Raw genomic sequence first — 18,225 nt, forward strand, 5'->3', positions numbered from 1 at the left:
CTTGCGCCGCCAGCCTTGCCGCTGCGGTCATGCCCGCTAAGGATATCGGGAACATTTCCGGCGCTTCGGGGCGATTCCGGCCCCTATGCTTACAGCGGGGCGCACAGAGGGGAAGATACCGGATTATGAAGGCCACAATCGAACGCGCCACGCTTCTGCGATGCCTGTCGCATGTGCAATCTGTGGTGGAGCGTCGCAACACCATTCCTATTCTATCCAACGTGCTGATCGAAGCTGCCGATAGCGGTACGGTCCGCGTGATGGCGACAGATCTGGACTTGCAGGTCATCGAAAACATGGCTGCTGCATCGGTCGAAACTGCGGGTGCGGTCACGGTGTCGGCGCATCTGTTGTTCGATATTGCGCGCAAACTTCCTGAAGGTAGCCAGGTCAGCCTCGAAACGTCCGACAACCGGATGGAAGTCAAAGCGGGACGAAGCAGGTTCAAACTGCCGACACTGCCGCGAGATGACTTCCCGGTAATAGTCGAAGGTGATTTGCCGACCAGTTTCGAAATTCCGGCCAAGACCCTTGCTGAGATGGTCGATCGCACGAGGTTTGCCATTTCGACCGAGGAAACACGCTATTACCTTAACGGAATTTTCCTGCACGTGTCGGACGAGGATAAGCCGGTGTTGAAAGCCGCAGCAACCGATGGCCACCGTCTTGCGCGTTATACGCTTGACCGGCCGGAAGGCGCAGAAGGCATGCCGGATGTCATCGTTCCGCGTAAAGCTGTTGCAGAGCTTCGCAAGTTGCTCGAAGAAACTCTCGATACCAATGTCCAGATCGATCTTTCAGCCAGCAAAATCCGCTTCACACTCGGCGGTGAAAATGGCGTCGTCCTGACCAGTAAGCTCATCGACGGCACATTCCCCGATTACAGCCGCGTTATTCCGACGGGGAACGATAAACTGCTGAAGCTGGATCCAAAAAGCCTTTACGCGGGTGTTGACCGTGTTGCGACCATCGCAACCGAAAAAACCCGGGCCGTGAAAATGGGGCTGGAGAACGACAAGGTCACACTATCAGTCACCAGCCCGGACAACGGTACGGCTTCGGAAGAAGTGGCCGCCGATTATTCGTCAGAGGGTTTTGAGATCGGGTTCAATGCCAATTATCTCAAAGACATCCTCAGCCAAATTGACAGCGACACCGTCGAATTGCATCTGGCGGATGCAGGCGCGCCAACGCTGATCCGCCAGGATGACAAAAGCCCGGCGCTGTACGTTCTAATGCCTATGCGGGTGTAATACCGGATAAACCGGGGCGGTATCGGCTTATTGCCCCTCGCATCCCGGACTTTGGCGCGCTAGGCTGGCATTCGAAATCGGGAGAGTTCCATGTCACAAACAGTCCATGTCGCGCGCGATAATCTTGGCTCGGCGCAGCTTGCCGATACACCGCTGCCCGAACTGGAGCCAAATGCTGTCCGGCTCAAAATCGACAGTTTTTCGGTTACTGCCAACAATGTGACTTATGCCGTTGCGGGCGAGCAGATGGGTTATTGGAATTTTTTCCCTGCGCCTTCGGGCAAGGGCGTCGTACCGATGTGGGGCCATGCGGTCGTCACCGCCTCCAATCATCCTGATATTGTAGCCGGGGAACGCGTTTACGGTTATCTGCCAATGGGCACACATCTTGATGTCGAGCCTGGCAAAGTAAGCGACGGCAGCTTCGTGGATTTGGCCGGTCACCGCCAGCCGATGAGCCCGATTTACAACACATATTCGCGCCTTTCTGCCGATCCCGAACATGATGCCGCGCGCGAGGCCGAGCGGATGATTTTTGGCCCGCTGTTCAAGACGGGCTATTTGATCGAAACGATGTTTCGAAGCGAGGGCTGGTCCGGTGCGGGCGCGATGGTGATGACCAGCGCATCGTCCAAAACGTCGATGGCGCTCGCGAGCGTGGCCAAGGAAAAATCGCCAGCAATAAAGCGCATCGGGTTAACGTCTGCGGGCAACGTCGCTTTTACCCAGGGCACCGGGCTATATGACGAAGTGCTTGCCTACGATGCGGTGGCCAAGCTCGAGAATGCCCCTACAGTCTCGGTCGATTTCGCCGGAAACTCCTCGATCCTGCGGTCCATCCATGAACACTTACGCGAAAATCTTGCCTATTCGTGTTTGGTTGGCGCGACGCATGTTGGCGGCCGTGATGGCAGCGCCGGTTCGTTACCCGGCCCGCAACCAATTCTGTTTTTTGCGCCTACCTACGCCGTTGCTGCAATCAAGGAACAAGGCCCCAAGGCGTTTGGCGAGGCTGTTGCTGCCAGCTGGAAGACTTTTCTTGAACAGATTGCCGGTACTGTCGATGTCGAAATACGCGAAGGGCTTGACGCTGCACGCAGTACCTATCTGGAAATTTTAAGCGGCAATGTTGATCCGGCGAAGGGAATTGTGATCCGGCCGTAACTGGGAAGGACCCGGTTATTCTGCCGCCTCGGCAATGTCCGCATATTGCGGTCCGCGGATCAAGCCGCCCGGGGTACTTCCCGTCCACTCCCCTTCGCGGAATGTGACTTCGCCGTTTTTAATGGTCGCAACGTAGCCTTCGGCCTTTTGCAGCAACCTTTTCCCGCCCGCCGGCAGGTCGAACGCAAGCCATGGTTTGCCAAGATCAAGCCGCTCAAGGTCGATAACGTTGAGGTCCGCTTTATAACCGGGCGCGATAATTCCGCGATCATCGAGACCATACAACCTGGCAGTATCGAAGCATTGTCGTTTGATTGCCAGTTCCAGCGGGATGCGATTGCCGCGTTTGCGGTCACGCACCCAATGCTGCAGCATAAAGGTCGGGCTCGCCGCGTCGCAAATGGTGCCGCAATGCGCGCCGCCATCCGATAAGGAATTCACGCAGTCACTGCTTAACTGCAAATCATGCAGAAAATCGAGATTGCCGTCGGCGTAGTTGAGAATTGGCAGATAAACGAAGCCCTTGACATCTTCGCTGCACAGCAGATCATATGCATATTCCTGCGGATCAACCCCTTTCACATTTGCACGGGAATTGATGCTGGCGGATTGTTCAGGCTCGTAATCGAAGCCGGGATCCATTTCGTATTGTAGCGCCCAATCCTGGGTCACAACCATCACAACCGGCAATATGTCCTGCGGCGCATCGGTGTAATCATTTGCCTCCGAAAGCAGCTGCGCCTTGAATGCCGGATCAAGCAGCTTTGCCTTTTGTGCTTCCCACTCAAGCCCGGAAATTGCTTGCCAGCTTGGCCGGTAAACAAACGGGTTTACGCTTCCCTGCCAGGCCATAATGATGCCGTTACCACGCAGCGCAATCTGGGCGACAATATTGGCGCCATTATCGTTTTCGGCGCGCATGGAAGCAATTTGTTCGTCAAGCGGGATTTCTTTGGCAATCGACTGGAGCGCGGCGAAGGTTACAGGCAAGCCGGTTTCGCGGCTCAAGTTCCCCATCCATTCAAATTCGTTCCAGTCGCGCTGAAGGTCGCTGGCCATTTCAAACACACCGTAGCCAACGCGGCCCATGGCGCGTCCGATAGTCAGCAATTCTTCCGGTGTCGCGGTGGTGCCCGGCACCAATTCACCATCGACCGACTTATGCAGCACTGTCCGACTGGTGGAGAACCCTAGCGCACCGGCACGGACACCTTCTTCGACAATGGCGGACATCTGCGCCATATCGTCCGCTGTCGGTACAGCACCGGGCTGTTCACGGTCGCCCAGCACATAGGCCCGCACCGCTCCGTGCGGAACATGTGTGGCAACATCCACTGTGCGGGGCAGTTTTTCCAGCGCATCAAGATATTCTGGAAAAGTTTCCCAATCCCAAGTCATCCCTTCGGCAAGCGCCGTACCGGGAATATCTTCGACACCTTCCATCAGGCTTATGAGCCATTCGTGGCGGTCAGGCCGCGCGGGGGCAAAGCCGACCCCGCAATTGCCCATGATTACCGTGGTTACACCGTGCCAGCTGGACGGTGCCATTTCCTGATCCCAGGTCGCCTGGCCGTCATAATGCGTGTGAATATCCACAAAGCCGGGCGTAACCAGCTGGCCATTTGCGTCGATTTCTTTGACAGCTTTGCCGTCAACATCACCAACTTGCGCAATCAGGCCGTCCTTGATCGCAACATCCCCGGAAAATTTTGCGGCACCTGTTCCATCCACAATCGTTCCATTGCGAATTATCAGATCAAATTCTGGCATTGCCAAAGCTCCTGATTAACTATCGTGGCCGGCAGCGATCATTGCCGCGATATCGACGAATTTCTCGCGCGGAGAGCCATCGCGCGCTGCGGCAGTTTCGGCTTCCTCGATTTTCTTCCAGTCCCTGAACGTTACCACATCCAGACCGCGTTGTCCGGCCAGAGCATCAAAACCCTCGCGGCCGGCCTTTGTTGCCGGGCCCAGCCGGCCCGCATCGGCGTCTTCCGCGATCTTTTCAACCAATCCGAACCCGTCAGGCCTGTTGGTGCCAATTGTCCCGGTTGGCCCACGGCGTGCCCATCCGGCGCAATACAGTCCCGTAAGAATTCGCCCCTCGTCATTCGCAAAACGTCCCGCGCGTTCGTCAAATGGCACGTCTGGTATCGGTGAGGATCGGTAACCGATACAGGTTACCACCACATCTGCCGGGACCGAGTAGGTGTCACCTGTGCCGACCGCGCGCCCTTTTTCCACTGTCGTTCGCTCGACCTCTACAGCATTCACCGCACCGTCGCCGTGGATCGCAATCGGGCTGGCGAACAGATCGAACTCGATCTCTATTCCGGCGTCCGCATGGACGCTTTCGGGAATGGCGGCAAAACTGCGCAAATGGGTCACTGACTTGCGAAGCCCGGGCTCGAGGATTGCGTCCTCGGCTTCGGGGGGAAGGTCTCTTGGATTTACGCGGGGGACAGCGCGCTCCAGATGTGCCAATTCGCCGAGCTCTTTTGGCGTCATTGCCACCTGATGCGGGCCGCGGCGGCCAATGATGGTTATCTTTTCAATTTTGGACGCTTTTAATCGGTCGAGTGCATGGCCCACGATGTCACTTCCCGCAAACTCGGCCTCTGTCTTGGCCAGGATGCGCGCTACGTCCAGCGCGACGTTCCCCATCCCGATCACTACCGCATGTTTCCCCGAAAGGTCCGGATCAAGGTTGGCGAATTGCGGATGCCCGTTATACCAGCCAACAAAAGCGGCACTGCCAAACACATTGCCAAGATCATCACCGGGCATTTCCAGCGTGCGGTCATTGGGCGCACCTGTCGCCAAAACCACGGCGTCGTACAGACCCTGGAGTTCCGCAATGCTGACATCCCGGCCAATCGTGACATTGCCCACAAACCTTACATTTCCGGTCAGTGCGGTTTTTTCGTACCGCTTCGAAACCGCTTTGATAGACTGGTGATCAGGCGCAACGCCCGTGCGGATCAAGCCGTACGGGACCGGCAGACTATCAAAAATATCAACCTGAACACCATCGCCCCATAACTTTTGCGCGGCTTCGGCAGTATAATATCCTGCCGGGCCTGACCCGATAATGGCGATCTGCCTCATCAGGCCGCTTCCGGAAGGCCCATTTCGCCCGGCACATCCAGGAAGTCGCGCATCTCGCGCAATGATTGTTCCTTGTGGCTGAGCAGGAACAGATGCCCTCCGCCCTTGATCATCACCAACTTGCTGTTCGGAATAAGACTGTTGAGGAATTTCCCGTTTACCGCCGGTACAATCTGGTCATCGTCGCCCATCAGAATGAGGGTATCCTTGCGCATGAAGGGCAGGGCTGGTGCGCTGGTCCAACCCAGCATCGCCAGAAGCTGATACATATATCCGCGCGGCGTCGGAGGCGTAAGACGCGCCATATGGCCCTGCTTGCCCGGACCCCGGCCCAGCCCTTCACCATAGAGCGTTTCGAAATTCTTCATCATGAATTCCGGGTCGATGTACCGACGGGGGTTGGCCATCTTCGTCAGTGCTTTCGGATTGCCGGGCATCATGAGCATACCCGCGCTGGTGGCGATCAGCACCAAGCGGCGCGTCCGGCCGGGGTGCTGGATGGCGAAATGCTGCGCCATGCCGCCGCCCCAGCTGATGCCCATTACATCGACGACATCAATGCCGAATTTGTCGAGTAATTTCGCTGAAGTCCAAGCCATCGTCACAACATTGTAGGGCACAACAGGTTCGGGCGATCCGCCAATTCCCGGCATATCGAACATGATGAAAGCCCGGTCATCAAACGCGGCGGCCAGCGGCGCCACTGCTTCGATATTCGCACCTATACCGTTAAAAAACAGGATCGGTGGGTGCGCACTTGGCGCACCCATCCGCCAACGCGCCACGCGCAGGGTCCTGCCGCCGACGTTTTCCATAGTGATTTCGGCGTGTTTCATCGGGTCGCTCAATTAGAATACCTTAAAATGAGAGTGGAAGCGCCGCTCAGCGTTCTTCGAGAACATACAGTCCGGGTGCCGGGTCAAGCGGTTTGAACTTCGTGTTACCCAGCTTGGCCGGAGAAGTTTTCAGTTTGCCAGAACGGTCCTGCACCCACTGCATCCAATATGGCCACCAACTGCCAGGAATTTCTTCGGTGGTCTGCAGCCATTCATCGGCTGTTTCCGGCAGCGAGCCGCCGCCTTTCTTGATGAAATACTTGGCTTTCGGATTGCCCGGTGGGTTGAGGATCGCCTGCATGTGACCAGCCTGGCTAAGTACATATGTTACATGTTTCGAACCGAACAGCCTGGTCGAACGATATGTCGCCTTCCAGGGGGTAATGTGATCAGTGACCCCGCCGAGAACGAACAGGTCGCTTTTGACCTTGGACAGGTCGATTTTATGGCCTGCCATCTCGACTTCGCCTTGCTTGGTAAAGGCCAGTGTTTCGAACAAAGTTAGGAAATCGCCCATCAGGCTGGCCGAAAGATTTGTCGCATCGGCATTCCAGAACAGCACATCGAACGCGGGTGGATCCTCGCCAAGCAGATAATTATTGATCACATAATTCCAGATCAGATCGTTCGGTCGCAACCACGCGAAACCGCGAGCTAGAGAATCTCCTTCTATCACGCCCTTCTTCGCTGCGCGCTGGCGGGCCAACTGCATTCCGTTTTCGCTGACCAGAGAACCTGCCTCGATATCGTTTTGCTTGGGATGTAATACACACACCATCAAAGTGAGCGAGCCGAGCAGACTTTCTCCATCGGCTGCCAGTCTGCTGGCCAGCAAAGCGGCTGTCTGACCACCTGAGCAGCCTGCCGATACATTGACCTTTTTTGACTTCGTGATGGCGGCAACGGCATCCATCGCTTCGCGGCATGAATCGATGTAATCCGCCATATCCCAATGGCCTTGATCCTTCGCGGGATTTCGCCAACTGATGACAAAAGTCTGAATGCCGTTATCAAGCTGGTATTTAACGACCGATTTATCCGGCGTCAGATCATTGATATACATTTTGTTGATCTGGGGCGGAATCGTCAGCTGCGGCACTTCGTGCACCTTGGCTGTCGTGGGTGCGTATTGCACCAGTTCCATCATCTCTGTTCTGAGTACGACAGAACCCTTCGAAATCGCAACGTTTTCGCCCAGTTTGAAGGGGCGCTTGTCGACCTGACTGACCATGCCCTTGTTATGGACCATATCGTCATAGGCGTTTTTCAAACCTTTGACGAGGCTCAGCCCCCCGCTGTCTATAACCCGCTTCTGGGCCGTGGGATTGCCTAGCAGCGAGTTCGTCGGCGCCAGACTATCGATGATGATGTTGGAAATAAAGTTGGCGCGATCACGCTCGAGGTCGTCCAGCTCCAACTCCTCGAGCCAATTGCTCATGCCCTTCTGGATAGCCAGATAATATTGCGCACCGGCACGGAAAAACGGGTTATATTGCCAAGCCGGATCGCGGAACCGCTTATCTTTCGGGTCCGGTTGGAGTTCCGACTTTCCGGTCATTATCTTGACCATGTCCTGGCCGAAGCTTTGGGCGTGCTTCATCGTGCGCCCGGGATCAGATGCAGTCTCGCGCAATAACAACGCGATTGCCCCGACAAAATCCTCTCTGGCGAGCCCGATCATCGGCCCAAGGGCAGTGGTTGATTGTGCGGCCTCGTTTTCCAGCGTCTTCTGGTTTGGCATCGATATCCCCTTTTATCCGCTATTCTGCGGCATTTGGCACATTCATGCACGGCGTTAACGAAGTTGGCAAGTTGACTAAGCCAGCGCGAGATTTAGCCGCCTGACGCCAACGGGAAGTAACCACGTCATTAACCGTTATCAAAGGAATTTGGCGCAGAGCAGCATGATGGTGGCAGCGCATCGTTATATCGCAGAAAATGGGCTGGCTGCGTCAAGCGAAGGCGCGGCAACGGAAACCCTTGTAGCAGGGTCCGCAATCGACAACTACGTTTCGTCCCCGGCGGAAGTTCCAATCATGCGCAGCAAGGTGGCGGAAGACCGCAGATCTGTGCAGATGGCTACGGTTAAAAAGCACCAGTCATTCATCCCGAGAACCTGGGCATGGATGGCTGTCGTTCTGGGGGCTTCATATGCCTTGGCGATGATCGTGTCGTTCACGTTGATGCCCTTGCCGGTGTTGCTGTGCGCGATCGGCGCGGTTGCGCTGGCATCTGCCGGTCACAGGCTGGGCGTGTGGGAAAGGCAGCTGCCCCGCTCCAAGGCGCTGGTCGCTGCCGCAATCATACTCACGATTGTCGCGCCACTTGCGTTAACCGGCACAGGTTTTGCAATCTGGCTTTTTTCCGGCGCATTCGATTGGCGCTGGGGCGTTTCCGGTCTGATCTCGATAAACGCCTTTTCGTCCACATTTCTTAGTCGGCGTGTACCTCTTCTTTTTGTCTCGATCATGGCGGTCTGGACGCCAATAGCTCTCTTCGACGGATCCTTCGAAGCCATCATTGCGCTGGGCATGAGCAGTGTTGTGATGCTGGTCGTTGCAAGACACCAAACGACATTAGACAAGGAATTCGAACGCCGTCAGGAAGTGCTTGACCGGCGGCGCAACCGTTATCGCGATCTATTGAACGAGTATGAACAGGCTGGTCTGGGTTGGTTTTGGGAAACTGACAGACGTGGTCACTTGACTTATGTTTCATCACGGATCGCACGACTGCTTTGCTCAACCCCCGAAAAGCTGGTTGGAACCGCGTTTCTCAGCCTCTTCGCGCTCGGCAATGATGGCGATGAAAGTGAGCGGACGCTGACTTTTCACATATCGGCACGATCATCGTTCCAGGAGCTACCTGTTCGGGCGGCAATCGAGACCGAAGAACGGTGGTGGTCTGTCAGTGGCCGCCCGATGTACGACAGCTTTCAGAATTTCGTCGGGTTCAGGGGGTCCGGATCGGATCTTACCGAAAAACGGCGGAGTCAGGAGCAGGCATCACGTCTGGCCCATTTCGATTCTCTCACCGGTCTGGCGAACAGGATGCAGATGGGGCAGACGCTCGAAAAGATCCTTCAGTCTCCGCGGGTAAGCCAGCGAGAATGCACGGTGATGCTGCTTGATCTCGACCGGTTTAAACAAGTGAACGATACACTCGGACACCCTGTTGGCGACAAATTGCTGAAACAAGTAGCGCAGCGCCTGGAGCGATGCGTTGGGAAGTCCGGCCAAGTCGGCCGTTTGGGAGGGGATGAATTTCAAATTGTCCTGGCTGGCCGCCAGACAAACGTCACCTTATCAAACATGGCCAATGATATCATCAAAGGCCTTTCACAGCCTTATTCGATCAACGGACAGAGAATTGTCATAGGCGCTTCCATCGGCATCGCCCGCTCGCCGTCCAACGGACTTACCACAGAAGCCATAATCAGGAACGCTGATCTGGCGCTTTATGCTGCGAAAGATGGTGGGCGCGGTCGCTACCATTTCTACTCGGAGAACCTACACACCGCGGCTGAGGAACGTGGTCAGTTGGAAAGCGATTTACGTGATGCCATCACCAACGGCAGCCTGAAGCTATTCTACCAGCCAGTAATCCAGGCGGCGAATGAACAGATTTCCGGTTTTGAAGCGCTTTTGCGCTGGCATCATCCGGTTCACGGATGGTTGTCGCCGGTAAAATTCGTTCCCGTTGCCGAAGACAGCGGGCTGATAGAAGCGATTGGCGAGTGGGCTCTAAGGACTGCCTGCCACGACTTGGCGAAATGGCCCGAATCGGTTCGCTGCGCTGTCAATGTATCGCCCCTGCAATTTGCCAATCCACAACTGCCGGCGATTGTTACCAGCGCCTTGGCGCAGGCGCAGGTTCATCCCTCGCGCTTGGAATTGGAAATAACCGAAAGTGTTTTCCTGAACGAAGGGGAAGGTACGGACGCGATGTTCGCCGCGCTCAAAGGTGTCGGTGTTCGCCTTGCGCTGGATGATTTTGGCACTGGCTACTCATCGCTCGGATATTTGAAAAAGGCACCGTTCGACAAAATCAAGATTGACCAGAGCTTTGTGCGCGGGGCGACGCAAACCGGTAGTCGGAATGGCGCGATAATAGCTTCGATCTGTAGTTTGGCGCAGGCGTTGGGAATGGATACGACCGCAGAGGGTGTCGAAACACTCGACGAGCTTGATCTGGTTCGTTCGCACGGATGTAGCCATATCCAAGGACACATTTATCATAAAGCTCTCAGCGCCGATGATGCGACTGCGAGGCTCGCGGCAGGATTGAATGCTGTGGCGAACGGGCCGCGATCTGCCCGCGAGCATCGCCGTACGATGTTCCGAAAGATCATTTTGAGCCACGGCGGAAAACCATACACCGGAACAATCCGAAACATTTCAACGACCGGTGCGCTGGTCACGGGTATATGGGAGGTGCCAGCCGGTACAGAATTCGAATTAATGCTGACAGATACGCAAAAAGTGGTCGCAACTAGCAGGTGGTCCACTGACGACCGGGTGGGTGTAGAATTTAAAAACGCGCTAAAGCAGGATGCCAGCGGGAAAATCCTCGATGATAGCGATAGCACCGAAAGCGCACCTGCCCCCTTGCGAAAAGCGGGTTAAACTCCACCGGACATAATGCGTGGCTGACATGGCGCTACGAGCGAGGTAAGGGCACTTGCATCGGGGGCCAACAATTCTCCTTTTCCCGAATACTCAAATCAGCGGCGCAAAATGACCGAATTTCAAAATATCCGCAATTTTTCGATTATCGCTCATATTGATCACGGCAAATCCACGCTTGCTGACCGGTTGATCCAGCATACTGGCGGCCTAACCGCGCGCGAGATGTCGGAGCAAGTCCTTGATAACATGGATATCGAGAAGGAGCGCGGCATCACCATCAAGGCCCAGACCGTGCGCCTCAATTATACGGCCAGGGACGGCGAGACGTATCAGCTCAACCTGATGGATACGCCCGGCCATGTCGATTTCGCTTATGAGGTTTCCCGCTCGCTCGCCGCTTGCGAAGGCGCGCTGCTGGTGGTCGATGCGGCGCAAGGGGTCGAGGCGCAAACGCTCGCCAATGTGTACCAGTCCATCGAACATGATCACGAAATCGTCCCCGTCATCAATAAAATCGATCTGCCCGCGGCCGAGCCTGAAATGGTCCGCAAGGAAATCGAGGATATCATCGGGATCGACGCGTCCGAGGCTGTGCTCACCAGCGCCAAATCGGGCATCGGGATCGAAGACGTCCTCGAAGCCGTGGTCACCAAAATCCCCCCTCCCAAGGGCGACCGCGACGCGCCGCTGAAGGCCATGCTGGTTGACAGTTGGTATGATCCCTACCTCGGCGTGGTCATCCTCGTCCGCGTGCTCGACGGGGTGATCAGGAAGGGCCAGCAGATCAAATTCATGGCCGGCGGCACCCAGCATCTGATCGACCGGGTGGGCTGTATGCGCCCCAAGATCGAACAATTGCCCGAACTCGCGGCGGGCGAAATCGGTTTCATCACCGCGCAGATCAAGGAAGTGGAACAGGCCAAGGTCGGCGACACCATCACTACGGTAAAGGGCGGCGCGACAGAGGCGCTTCCCGGCTTCAAGGAAGTCCAGCCGGTGGTTTTCTGCGGGCTGTTTCCCGTCGACGCAGCCGATTTCGACAAATTACGCGAAAGCATCGGCAAGTTGCGGCTGAATGACGCCAGCTTCAGTTTCGAGACCGAAAGCAGCGCCGCGCTGGGCTTCGGTTTTCGCGCGGGCTTCCTGGGTCTGCTGCATCTGGAGATTATCCAGGAACGGCTGACGCGCGAATATGATCTCGATCTGATTACCACCGCGCCATCGGTGGTTTACCGGATCCAGCTGAACAAAAGCCGGACCGACGATGCGCGCGAGATGATGCTGCACAACCCCGCCGATTATCCCGATCCCAGCCGGATCGACACGATCGAGGAACCGTGGATCAAGGCGGTGATTTACACCCCCGACGAATATCTCGGCAGCATTCTGAAATTGTGCCAGGATCGCCGCGGCATCCAGAAAGACCTGACTTACGTGGGCGGCCGCGCGCAAGTGACGTATGAACTGCCGCTCAACGAAGTGGTGTTCGATTTCTACGACCGGCTAAAAAGCATCAGCCGCGGCTATGCCAGCTTCGATTACGAACAGATCGGCCTGCGCGAAGGCGATCTGGTGAAAATGGGCATTCTGGTCAACGGCGATCCGGTCGATGCGCTCAGCATGATCGTCCACCGCGATGTGGCCGAGGCCCGCGGGCGAGGGATGTGCGAACGGCTGAAAGACCTGATCCCGCGGCATCTGTTCAAGGTGCCGATCCAGGCAGCCATCGGCGGCAAGGTGATTGCGCGCGAAACCATCGCAGCGATGCGAAAAGACGTGACCGCCAAATGCTACGGCGGCGATATTTCGCGCAAGAAAAAGCTGCTCGACAAGCAGAAGAAGGGCAAGGCCAAGATGCGCGAATATGGCAATGTGTCGATTCCGCAGGAGGCGTTTATCGCTGCGCTGCGGATGGGGGAGGAGTAGGGTGTGCAAAAATCACGTCAGACGAGATAAATTGCAACGCATCCGAAGTGGACCAAAGGTTCCAAACGATGCAATGGGCGTAAATCGAAATTTGATTTGAATGTATTGGACGCCCATGAGCGACAAAACCAAGAATGTTGATCGGGGAACGCCTTCTGAGCGAGCTTTTGACCGGTCCGAAATCCTCAGACATTTAGAGGTTTGCCTCGCTGACCTCGACAAATTAGGGGAGGGTGTCGCGAGCGCACATCTGGCTATGGCTATCGATGTGCTCAAATTGAAATAGGTCAAACATCCGGAACTGGCTTCGTTAACCTTAGTTAATGTAATGACAGTGACTTAAATTTTGCGCCTAATGGTAAATCCGTGGCGTTTATGATGTTATTTTCATGGTCGAGCGGTTCTAAAGCGGGGAGGGGCAAGAATGATGAATAATCAGGCACCAACTTTCTTGATTTTGACAGATAAGCAGCGAGAGATTTTACCCTATCTGGCGGATAATCACACCAGCAAAGAAATCGCGCGCGTAATCGGGATATCCGAGTCGGCGGTGGTCCAGCGGGTGGAAGGAATACGCCGCCGCTTTCATGGCGCATCGCGCACTGAAATTGGACGCAGATATCGCGATTGGGCCGGATCTTATGAGACCTGTAATCGCCTTACAGGTAAGCCAATTCAGGTTCGCAAACATCACGACATCAACCAATTGGGTTTTCAAGACGACCAGTCTGGGACGATTGATCTGGCAGATTCTGCAACCTTTTCGGTTCAGACGCCATGGCAAAGATTACCAGAGGTTGTCCCGAAGGCGCTCGACGGTGAGAATGCCGGATTGAATCGTTGGATAGCAGTTCTCAAGATTGCAATCGGCCTGGTAATTTTGCCCCTTGTGGGGCTCGCAATTGCGCAGGCCCTGTCCAACGTGATTTAATTCGGCGCTCCTGGTCCTTCTCCGTAAAACTTTTTGGCATCATACGCGAGAATGATGCTTGGAGACCTTAGTGATGACAATGACTATCCCGATTGCAACCCAGCGCATTCAACGCGAACTTCCAGAAGCAGAGCGGGTAATCAGCGAAGCATTATTGGCCAGTACTCGCCTAATGGCGACTATGTTGCTGGCAAGACAAGAAACCGGTGTGGATGCCCATCTTGGTCAAGCCGCTCTGCTGCGGCTAATCGAATCGCAGAAGGCATTAGTTACGGCGGGTAGTGATATGTTTCGTGTCCACAAAGAGCTTCTCAAGGTCGGCTTTGAAGTAAAGGCCGTGCCAGACGAAGATTACTGCCCCCCATCGGGCGAGCATCTCGATACTGTCTTGCCAACCATTGCTGCCTGATAAGCGCGAGTTATAGGTTTGCCTCGGGCTATGGCATCAGTAGCTTCAAATTATGTTAGAAACTGAAGTCTTAACCCGAGCAGACCTACAACATATTTTCACGGTGCTGTTGGCCCTCTGGGCATGGAAACTAGGCGACAAACCAGAGCAAGCTATCGGAGCGATACTCGTAGCCACCATTGTCGCAGATTATTCTTACCATGCCCTGATCGAAGGACGAGGCAACTATGTGTCGGCCGATATGGGACACTTTGCCATTGATTTATTTACCTTTGTCGCCGTTGCGCCAGTGGCACACTATGCCAATAGGATTTACCCGTTATGGATCGCAGCAGCACAGCTGATCGCAATTTCAATGCATCTTGCGCGAGAATTGAACGCTATGGTGGACCCACTAGCTTATGCAGTGTTGATCAGAATTCCATTTTATCTCGCTATTGGGGCTTTTTTGGTAGGTTTGTTCAACCACACGCGTCGAACTCGCAAGTGGGGAACGTATCCGGCTTGGCGGAGCTCCTCACCCCGTTCCTAGGTGTTGATGCCGAAAGATATTCGATAGCGCTCATCAGTCACTTCGGGTCGGTTGGCCGTGTTGTCGCTGCGTCCGAAGATCAAATCACCAAGGCGACAGGTCAACGAAGGATTGCTGAGATCATAGTTGGCGCACGAAAGTTGCATCTGGCCGGGCTATGCGAAGTTCTCGATGGTAAAGTCATCCATGCGGGCGATCCTGACTTGATGCAATTCCTGGCGTCCAAGCTTTGCAGCAAAACCCAAGAGATTGTTTTCGCAGTATATCTGGATGGCCGAGGAGTCTTTATCAGAGGCGAGGAAGTTGCCTTCGGTGTTCAAGGCAAAGTCTCGATACATATTCGCTCGCTCGTAGGTAGGGCGATTGAACTTGGCGCAGCGCAATTGATCTTGGCGCACAATCATCCGTCAGGCGATTCAACGCCGAGCGGGCAAGATTTGGCGGCAACCACCACCTTAGTCGAAGTTGCGAAATCACTTGAAATTTCGATAGTCGATCATTGCATCGTAGCTGGAAGAAACATTTTCAGTATGCGCCATGCGGGTATGCTGGGATGAACAAAGCATCTCAACACCGTATGGCCCGTCACCTTCGCGAAAATGCGTTGCAGCAGTTGAACCTTGCCAAGGAATTAGACGGCCAAGAATGCGATAATGACGAATATTTGATCACAAGGCGGGAAATATATCCGCGAAACGTTCACGCTCAAATAGACTATGATCTGGGATTAGTTGCCGAAAATTTATATCGCGAGCGGCGGCACCGCGACCAGTATTTCGAGAGTAGCCTATTTGGCGAACCAGCTTGGGATATACTTCTGGACCTGTTTCTGCATCGAGCGAAGGGGGTGCAAATAACAGTCACAAGTGCATGTCTCGCATCCTCTGTTCCTGCCACAACTGCGCTCCGCTGGATTAACGTGCTGATTGACCAAGGCTTAGTTGCCAAGATGGCTTCGAAAACAGACGCACGGGTCCAATTTTTGTATCTTTCACCAAAAGGCATTTTGGCGATACGCAACTATCTGCTCGACAGCAGGGGCCAGCTGGGCCGATCAGCTAATGTAAAGCTGAACACGTCAGGAAGTTTTGAGGTAAATGATCATGGCAAAAGATCATGAAGGAGTATGGCATTGAGTTTTGCCTGATAGCGGCAATATGGGTTGCGTTGGCGGCCAACGGTTTGCGCCTGATGCTTGCCGTATTTTAGCAGGCTTCACTGATAAACGTGATTCCCACTCCCGCACCATCCGCTCCCGCTCGTATTGGGTATCGCTGCACTCCGGCCCGCGTGGCACGCCTTTGGGATGCAGCGGCGAGTAGGTCTTGCCGTATGGGTAGGTGAGGGCTGGGTCGCCCGCTTTCAGGAAGTTTTTGTGAATGGTGACGCTCATGGGCGGGGTCCTGTTTGTCAGGTTAGTGATTGAGAGCGCGCGTGACGTGAGGCGGGTGTTGAGGTTTTTGTTTGGCCCCTCAAGCGGCGGGCGGGATGCGTCCGAATCCCTTGCCTTACCTTGCATAAGCTCGGGCGGGCGGTCGCCCTTGCGGTCCGCCGGGCGCTGACCGGGCCATTCCAAGCCAGCCATCTCTTTCCCGTTTTTGGTCACGGAAGTCAGCCTGCGACCGCAGGCCGCCGCTTATGCGGCGAAGCCAAGCAGGCCGGATGGCCTGCGCCCGGCGTCCGAGGCGCTCCGAAGGAGCCAAACAAACAACACCCGCGCGGCGCTTGAGGGGGCCCAACAAAAAAACCGAGCCATTCCACGCCGCCTTCATTCTTCCGGCGCCTCCCTCCCATCCGGCGCTTCCAGAGCCAGAGGTTCCGGCGCGCGGCCTTCATCCAGCGCCTCCAGCCGCTTATATTCCTCATAGGCGGCGCGGGTGGGGGCGCTCAGATTGTCCAGATGTGCCTCCCATTCCTCCTTCATCTTGCCGATTACATCATCGATACTGTCGAGCACATCCTGCTCGTTGCCGAACTCCTCCGCCTGCCATTCGGCGCGCCATTCCTTTTTAAGTCTGGTGAGCATCTGTTTATCGACCGCATTAAGCGCCTTGGCCCCGTCGGCGGCAAAGCGTTTGGGCGCGCGGTTTCTCAGCATGAACATCAGCAGGCGGTCATTATACACCCGCCGCGTGCCGATGATCTTGCCGTAAGCATAAACCGGCACCTCCACCCCGTTCAGCGCGCGGTCCATCGCGACATCCTCGATCCGCTGGATGCCGATATCGAGCGCGGCCTGCCACGCCTTGCGGAAACTCTCCGCCCCGGGATGGCGGCGCAGCAGATACACGCCGTGATTGGCGCGGCCCACGCGGCGGCAGGCGGCCTGCACGCTTCCGGTATCGGCCAGCGCCTCGATAAAGGCGCGCTGGACCTCGGGCTTCCAGCCGTTGGAGCGATCGACCTTGCGCGGGACGGGGGTAAATGCGGGCAGGGTGGTGGCGGGGGCTAGGGACATGGCGCGGGGCTCTCTGGCTTGGGCGGACTGGGGGGCCGTGGCAGGGGGAGCGCGTCATGCACAAAATTATTGGTGTAGGAAAATGAACTTCACTTGGCGTTCAGCAGAGGGCTGGCTATAGCGGCGGGCATGAACGCTGCCCGCTCCACAAAACTCGCCCTTCTTGCCGCTTCGCTCGGCGCCATGATGCTGACCACCGGCTGTGCCGGCAGCGGCGCGAAGAAGGACACCGCCTATGTCGCGCGGGATGTGGAAACGCTGTATGGCGAGGCCAAGGCGCGGCTCGACCGCGGCGACACGAAAACCGCTGCCGGCCTGTTCGACGAGGTGGAGCGCCAGCACCCCTATTCGCCGTGGGCCCGCCGCGCCCAGCTGATGAGCGCATTCAGCTATTACGTGGCGCGTGATTACAACCAGTCGATCCAGTCGGCCCAGCGGTTCCTGTCGATCCACCCGGGTAACAAGGATGCGCCTTACGCCTATTATCTGATCGCGCTGAGTTATTACGAGCAGATCAGCGATGTCGAACGTGACCAGGGCATTACCCAGCAGGCGCTGACCGCGCTCAACGAAATCAATCGCCGTTACCCCACCACGCAATATGCCGCCGATGCGCGGCTCAAGATCGATCTGGTGAACGACCACCTGGCGGGCAAGGAAATGCAGATCGGCCGCTTTTACGAACGCAGCGGCAATTGGGTGGCCGCGCAGATCCGGTTCCAGAATGTCGTCGGTTTGTATGATACCACCAGCCACGCACCCGAGGCGCTTTACCGGCTCACCGAAACCAGCCTCGCGCTGGGTATTCCGGCAGAAGCGAAGAAATATGCCGCGGTTCTGGGGGCAAACTATCCCGGCAGCGAGTGGTACGAGAAGGCTTACGAGCTGATTGGTGACAAGGCTCCATCCCAGCTCGGCGGTTAATCCGCCGCGACTGGCGCGTTCGATCACGCCTGTCCAAAACCAGAACGCCGGACGTG

Annotated in this window: 16 protein-coding genes; 10 read left to right on the forward strand and 6 right to left on the reverse strand. The window is 55.9% G+C overall.

Annotation, left to right across the window (positions count from 1 at the left end; all coding sequences use genetic code 11):
* Positions 1-125 precede the first annotated feature (125 nt).
* Positions 126-1,253 (forward strand): DNA polymerase III subunit beta, encoded by a 1,128-nt coding sequence (gene dnaN / locus WFP06_RS05790; protein ID WP_336986273.1) that lies wholly within the window; start codon positions 126-128, stop codon positions 1,251-1,253.
* A gap of 90 nt (positions 1,254-1,343) precedes the next feature.
* Positions 1,344-2,417 (forward strand): DUF2855 family protein, encoded by a 1,074-nt coding sequence (locus WFP06_RS05795; RefSeq protein WP_336986274.1) that lies wholly within the window; start codon positions 1,344-1,346, stop codon positions 2,415-2,417.
* A gap of 15 nt (positions 2,418-2,432) precedes the next feature.
* Here the strand turns inward: WFP06_RS05795 and WFP06_RS05800 are convergent, their stop codons facing one another.
* The 4 genes from WFP06_RS05800 to WFP06_RS05815 are packed head-to-tail and all read right to left on the reverse strand — an operon-like array spanning position 2,433 to position 8,102.
* A complete protein-coding gene (locus WFP06_RS05800) occupies positions 2,433-4,187 on the reverse strand; it encodes an N-acyl-D-amino-acid deacylase family protein (RefSeq protein ID WP_336986275.1) in 1,755 nt (584 codons plus the stop codon).
* A 15-nt stretch (positions 4,188-4,202) separates the two neighbouring features.
* A complete protein-coding gene (locus tag WFP06_RS05805; protein WP_336986276.1) occupies positions 4,203-5,525 on the reverse strand; it encodes an FAD-dependent oxidoreductase in 1,323 nt (440 codons plus the stop codon).
* Positions 5,525-6,373, reverse strand: coding sequence for an alpha/beta fold hydrolase (locus WFP06_RS05810; RefSeq protein WP_336986277.1), 849 nt, complete (start codon positions 6,371-6,373; stop codon positions 5,525-5,527). Before WFP06_RS05810 ends, WFP06_RS05805 begins: the two co-directional genes overlap by 1 nt.
* Positions 6,374-6,407: 34 nt before the next feature.
* On the reverse strand, positions 6,408-8,102 hold the full coding sequence (locus WFP06_RS05815; RefSeq protein ID WP_336986278.1) for a PHA/PHB synthase family protein: 1,695 nt from the start codon (positions 8,100-8,102) through the stop codon (positions 6,408-6,410).
* A gap of 148 nt (positions 8,103-8,250) precedes the next feature.
* Here WFP06_RS05815 and WFP06_RS05820 point away from each other — a divergent pair, with 148 nt between their 5' ends.
* From WFP06_RS05820 to WFP06_RS05850, 7 genes are all read left to right on the forward strand, one after another.
* Positions 8,251-10,986 (forward strand): EAL domain-containing protein, encoded by a 2,736-nt coding sequence (locus WFP06_RS05820; RefSeq protein ID WP_336986279.1) that lies wholly within the window; start codon positions 8,251-8,253, stop codon positions 10,984-10,986.
* 111 nt (positions 10,987-11,097) lie between these two features.
* Positions 11,098-12,915, forward strand: a complete 1,818-nt coding sequence (gene lepA / locus WFP06_RS05825; RefSeq protein WP_336986280.1) for a translation elongation factor 4 — start codon at positions 11,098-11,100, stop codon at positions 12,913-12,915.
* A 424-nt stretch (positions 12,916-13,339) separates the two neighbouring features.
* On the forward strand, positions 13,340-13,846 hold the full coding sequence (locus tag WFP06_RS05830; protein ID WP_336986281.1) for a response regulator transcription factor: 507 nt from the start codon (positions 13,340-13,342) through the stop codon (positions 13,844-13,846).
* A 73-nt stretch (positions 13,847-13,919) separates the two neighbouring features.
* Positions 13,920-14,255 (forward strand): hypothetical protein, encoded by a 336-nt coding sequence (locus WFP06_RS05835; protein ID WP_336986282.1) that lies wholly within the window; start codon positions 13,920-13,922, stop codon positions 14,253-14,255.
* A gap of 52 nt (positions 14,256-14,307) precedes the next feature.
* Positions 14,308-14,787: a hypothetical protein gene (locus WFP06_RS05840; protein ID WP_336986283.1), complete on the forward strand. Its 480-nt coding sequence runs from the start codon at positions 14,308-14,310 to the stop codon at positions 14,785-14,787.
* Positions 14,760-15,344 carry a JAB domain-containing protein gene (locus tag WFP06_RS05845; RefSeq protein ID WP_336986284.1) on the forward strand — a complete coding sequence of 195 codons (585 nt, stop codon included), beginning with the start codon at positions 14,760-14,762 and terminating at the stop codon, positions 15,342-15,344. Before WFP06_RS05840 ends, WFP06_RS05845 begins: the two co-directional genes overlap by 28 nt.
* Positions 15,341-15,907 carry a MarR family winged helix-turn-helix transcriptional regulator gene (locus WFP06_RS05850; RefSeq protein WP_336986285.1) on the forward strand — a complete coding sequence of 189 codons (567 nt, stop codon included), beginning with the start codon at positions 15,341-15,343 and terminating at the stop codon, positions 15,905-15,907. Before WFP06_RS05845 ends, WFP06_RS05850 begins: the two co-directional genes overlap by 4 nt.
* Here the strand turns inward: WFP06_RS05850 and WFP06_RS05855 are convergent.
* Together WFP06_RS05855 and WFP06_RS05860 are read right to left on the reverse strand one after the other, a co-directional pair.
* Positions 15,902-16,180 (reverse strand): hypothetical protein, encoded by a 279-nt coding sequence (locus tag WFP06_RS05855; RefSeq protein WP_336986286.1) that lies wholly within the window; start codon positions 16,178-16,180, stop codon positions 15,902-15,904. The genes WFP06_RS05850 and WFP06_RS05855 overlap by 6 nt on opposite strands.
* A gap of 375 nt (positions 16,181-16,555) precedes the next feature.
* Complete coding sequence (locus WFP06_RS05860; RefSeq protein WP_336986287.1) at positions 16,556-17,245, reverse strand: hypothetical protein; 690 nt, start codon at positions 17,243-17,245, stop codon at positions 16,556-16,558.
* Positions 17,246-17,374: 129 nt separating this feature from the next.
* Between WFP06_RS05860 and WFP06_RS05865 the strand changes: the two genes are divergently transcribed.
* The gene (locus WFP06_RS05865; protein WP_336986288.1) at positions 17,375-18,169 is read left to right on the forward strand and encodes an outer membrane protein assembly factor BamD; all 795 of its coding nucleotides are present in this window, start codon (positions 17,375-17,377) and stop codon (positions 18,167-18,169) included.
* Positions 18,170-18,225: the final 56 nt, after the last annotated feature.

The sequence above is a fragment of the Altererythrobacter aquiaggeris genome, assembly GCF_037154015.1.
GTDB classification, from domain to species: Bacteria; Pseudomonadota; Alphaproteobacteria; order Sphingomonadales; family Sphingomonadaceae; genus Aestuarierythrobacter; species Aestuarierythrobacter aquiaggeris.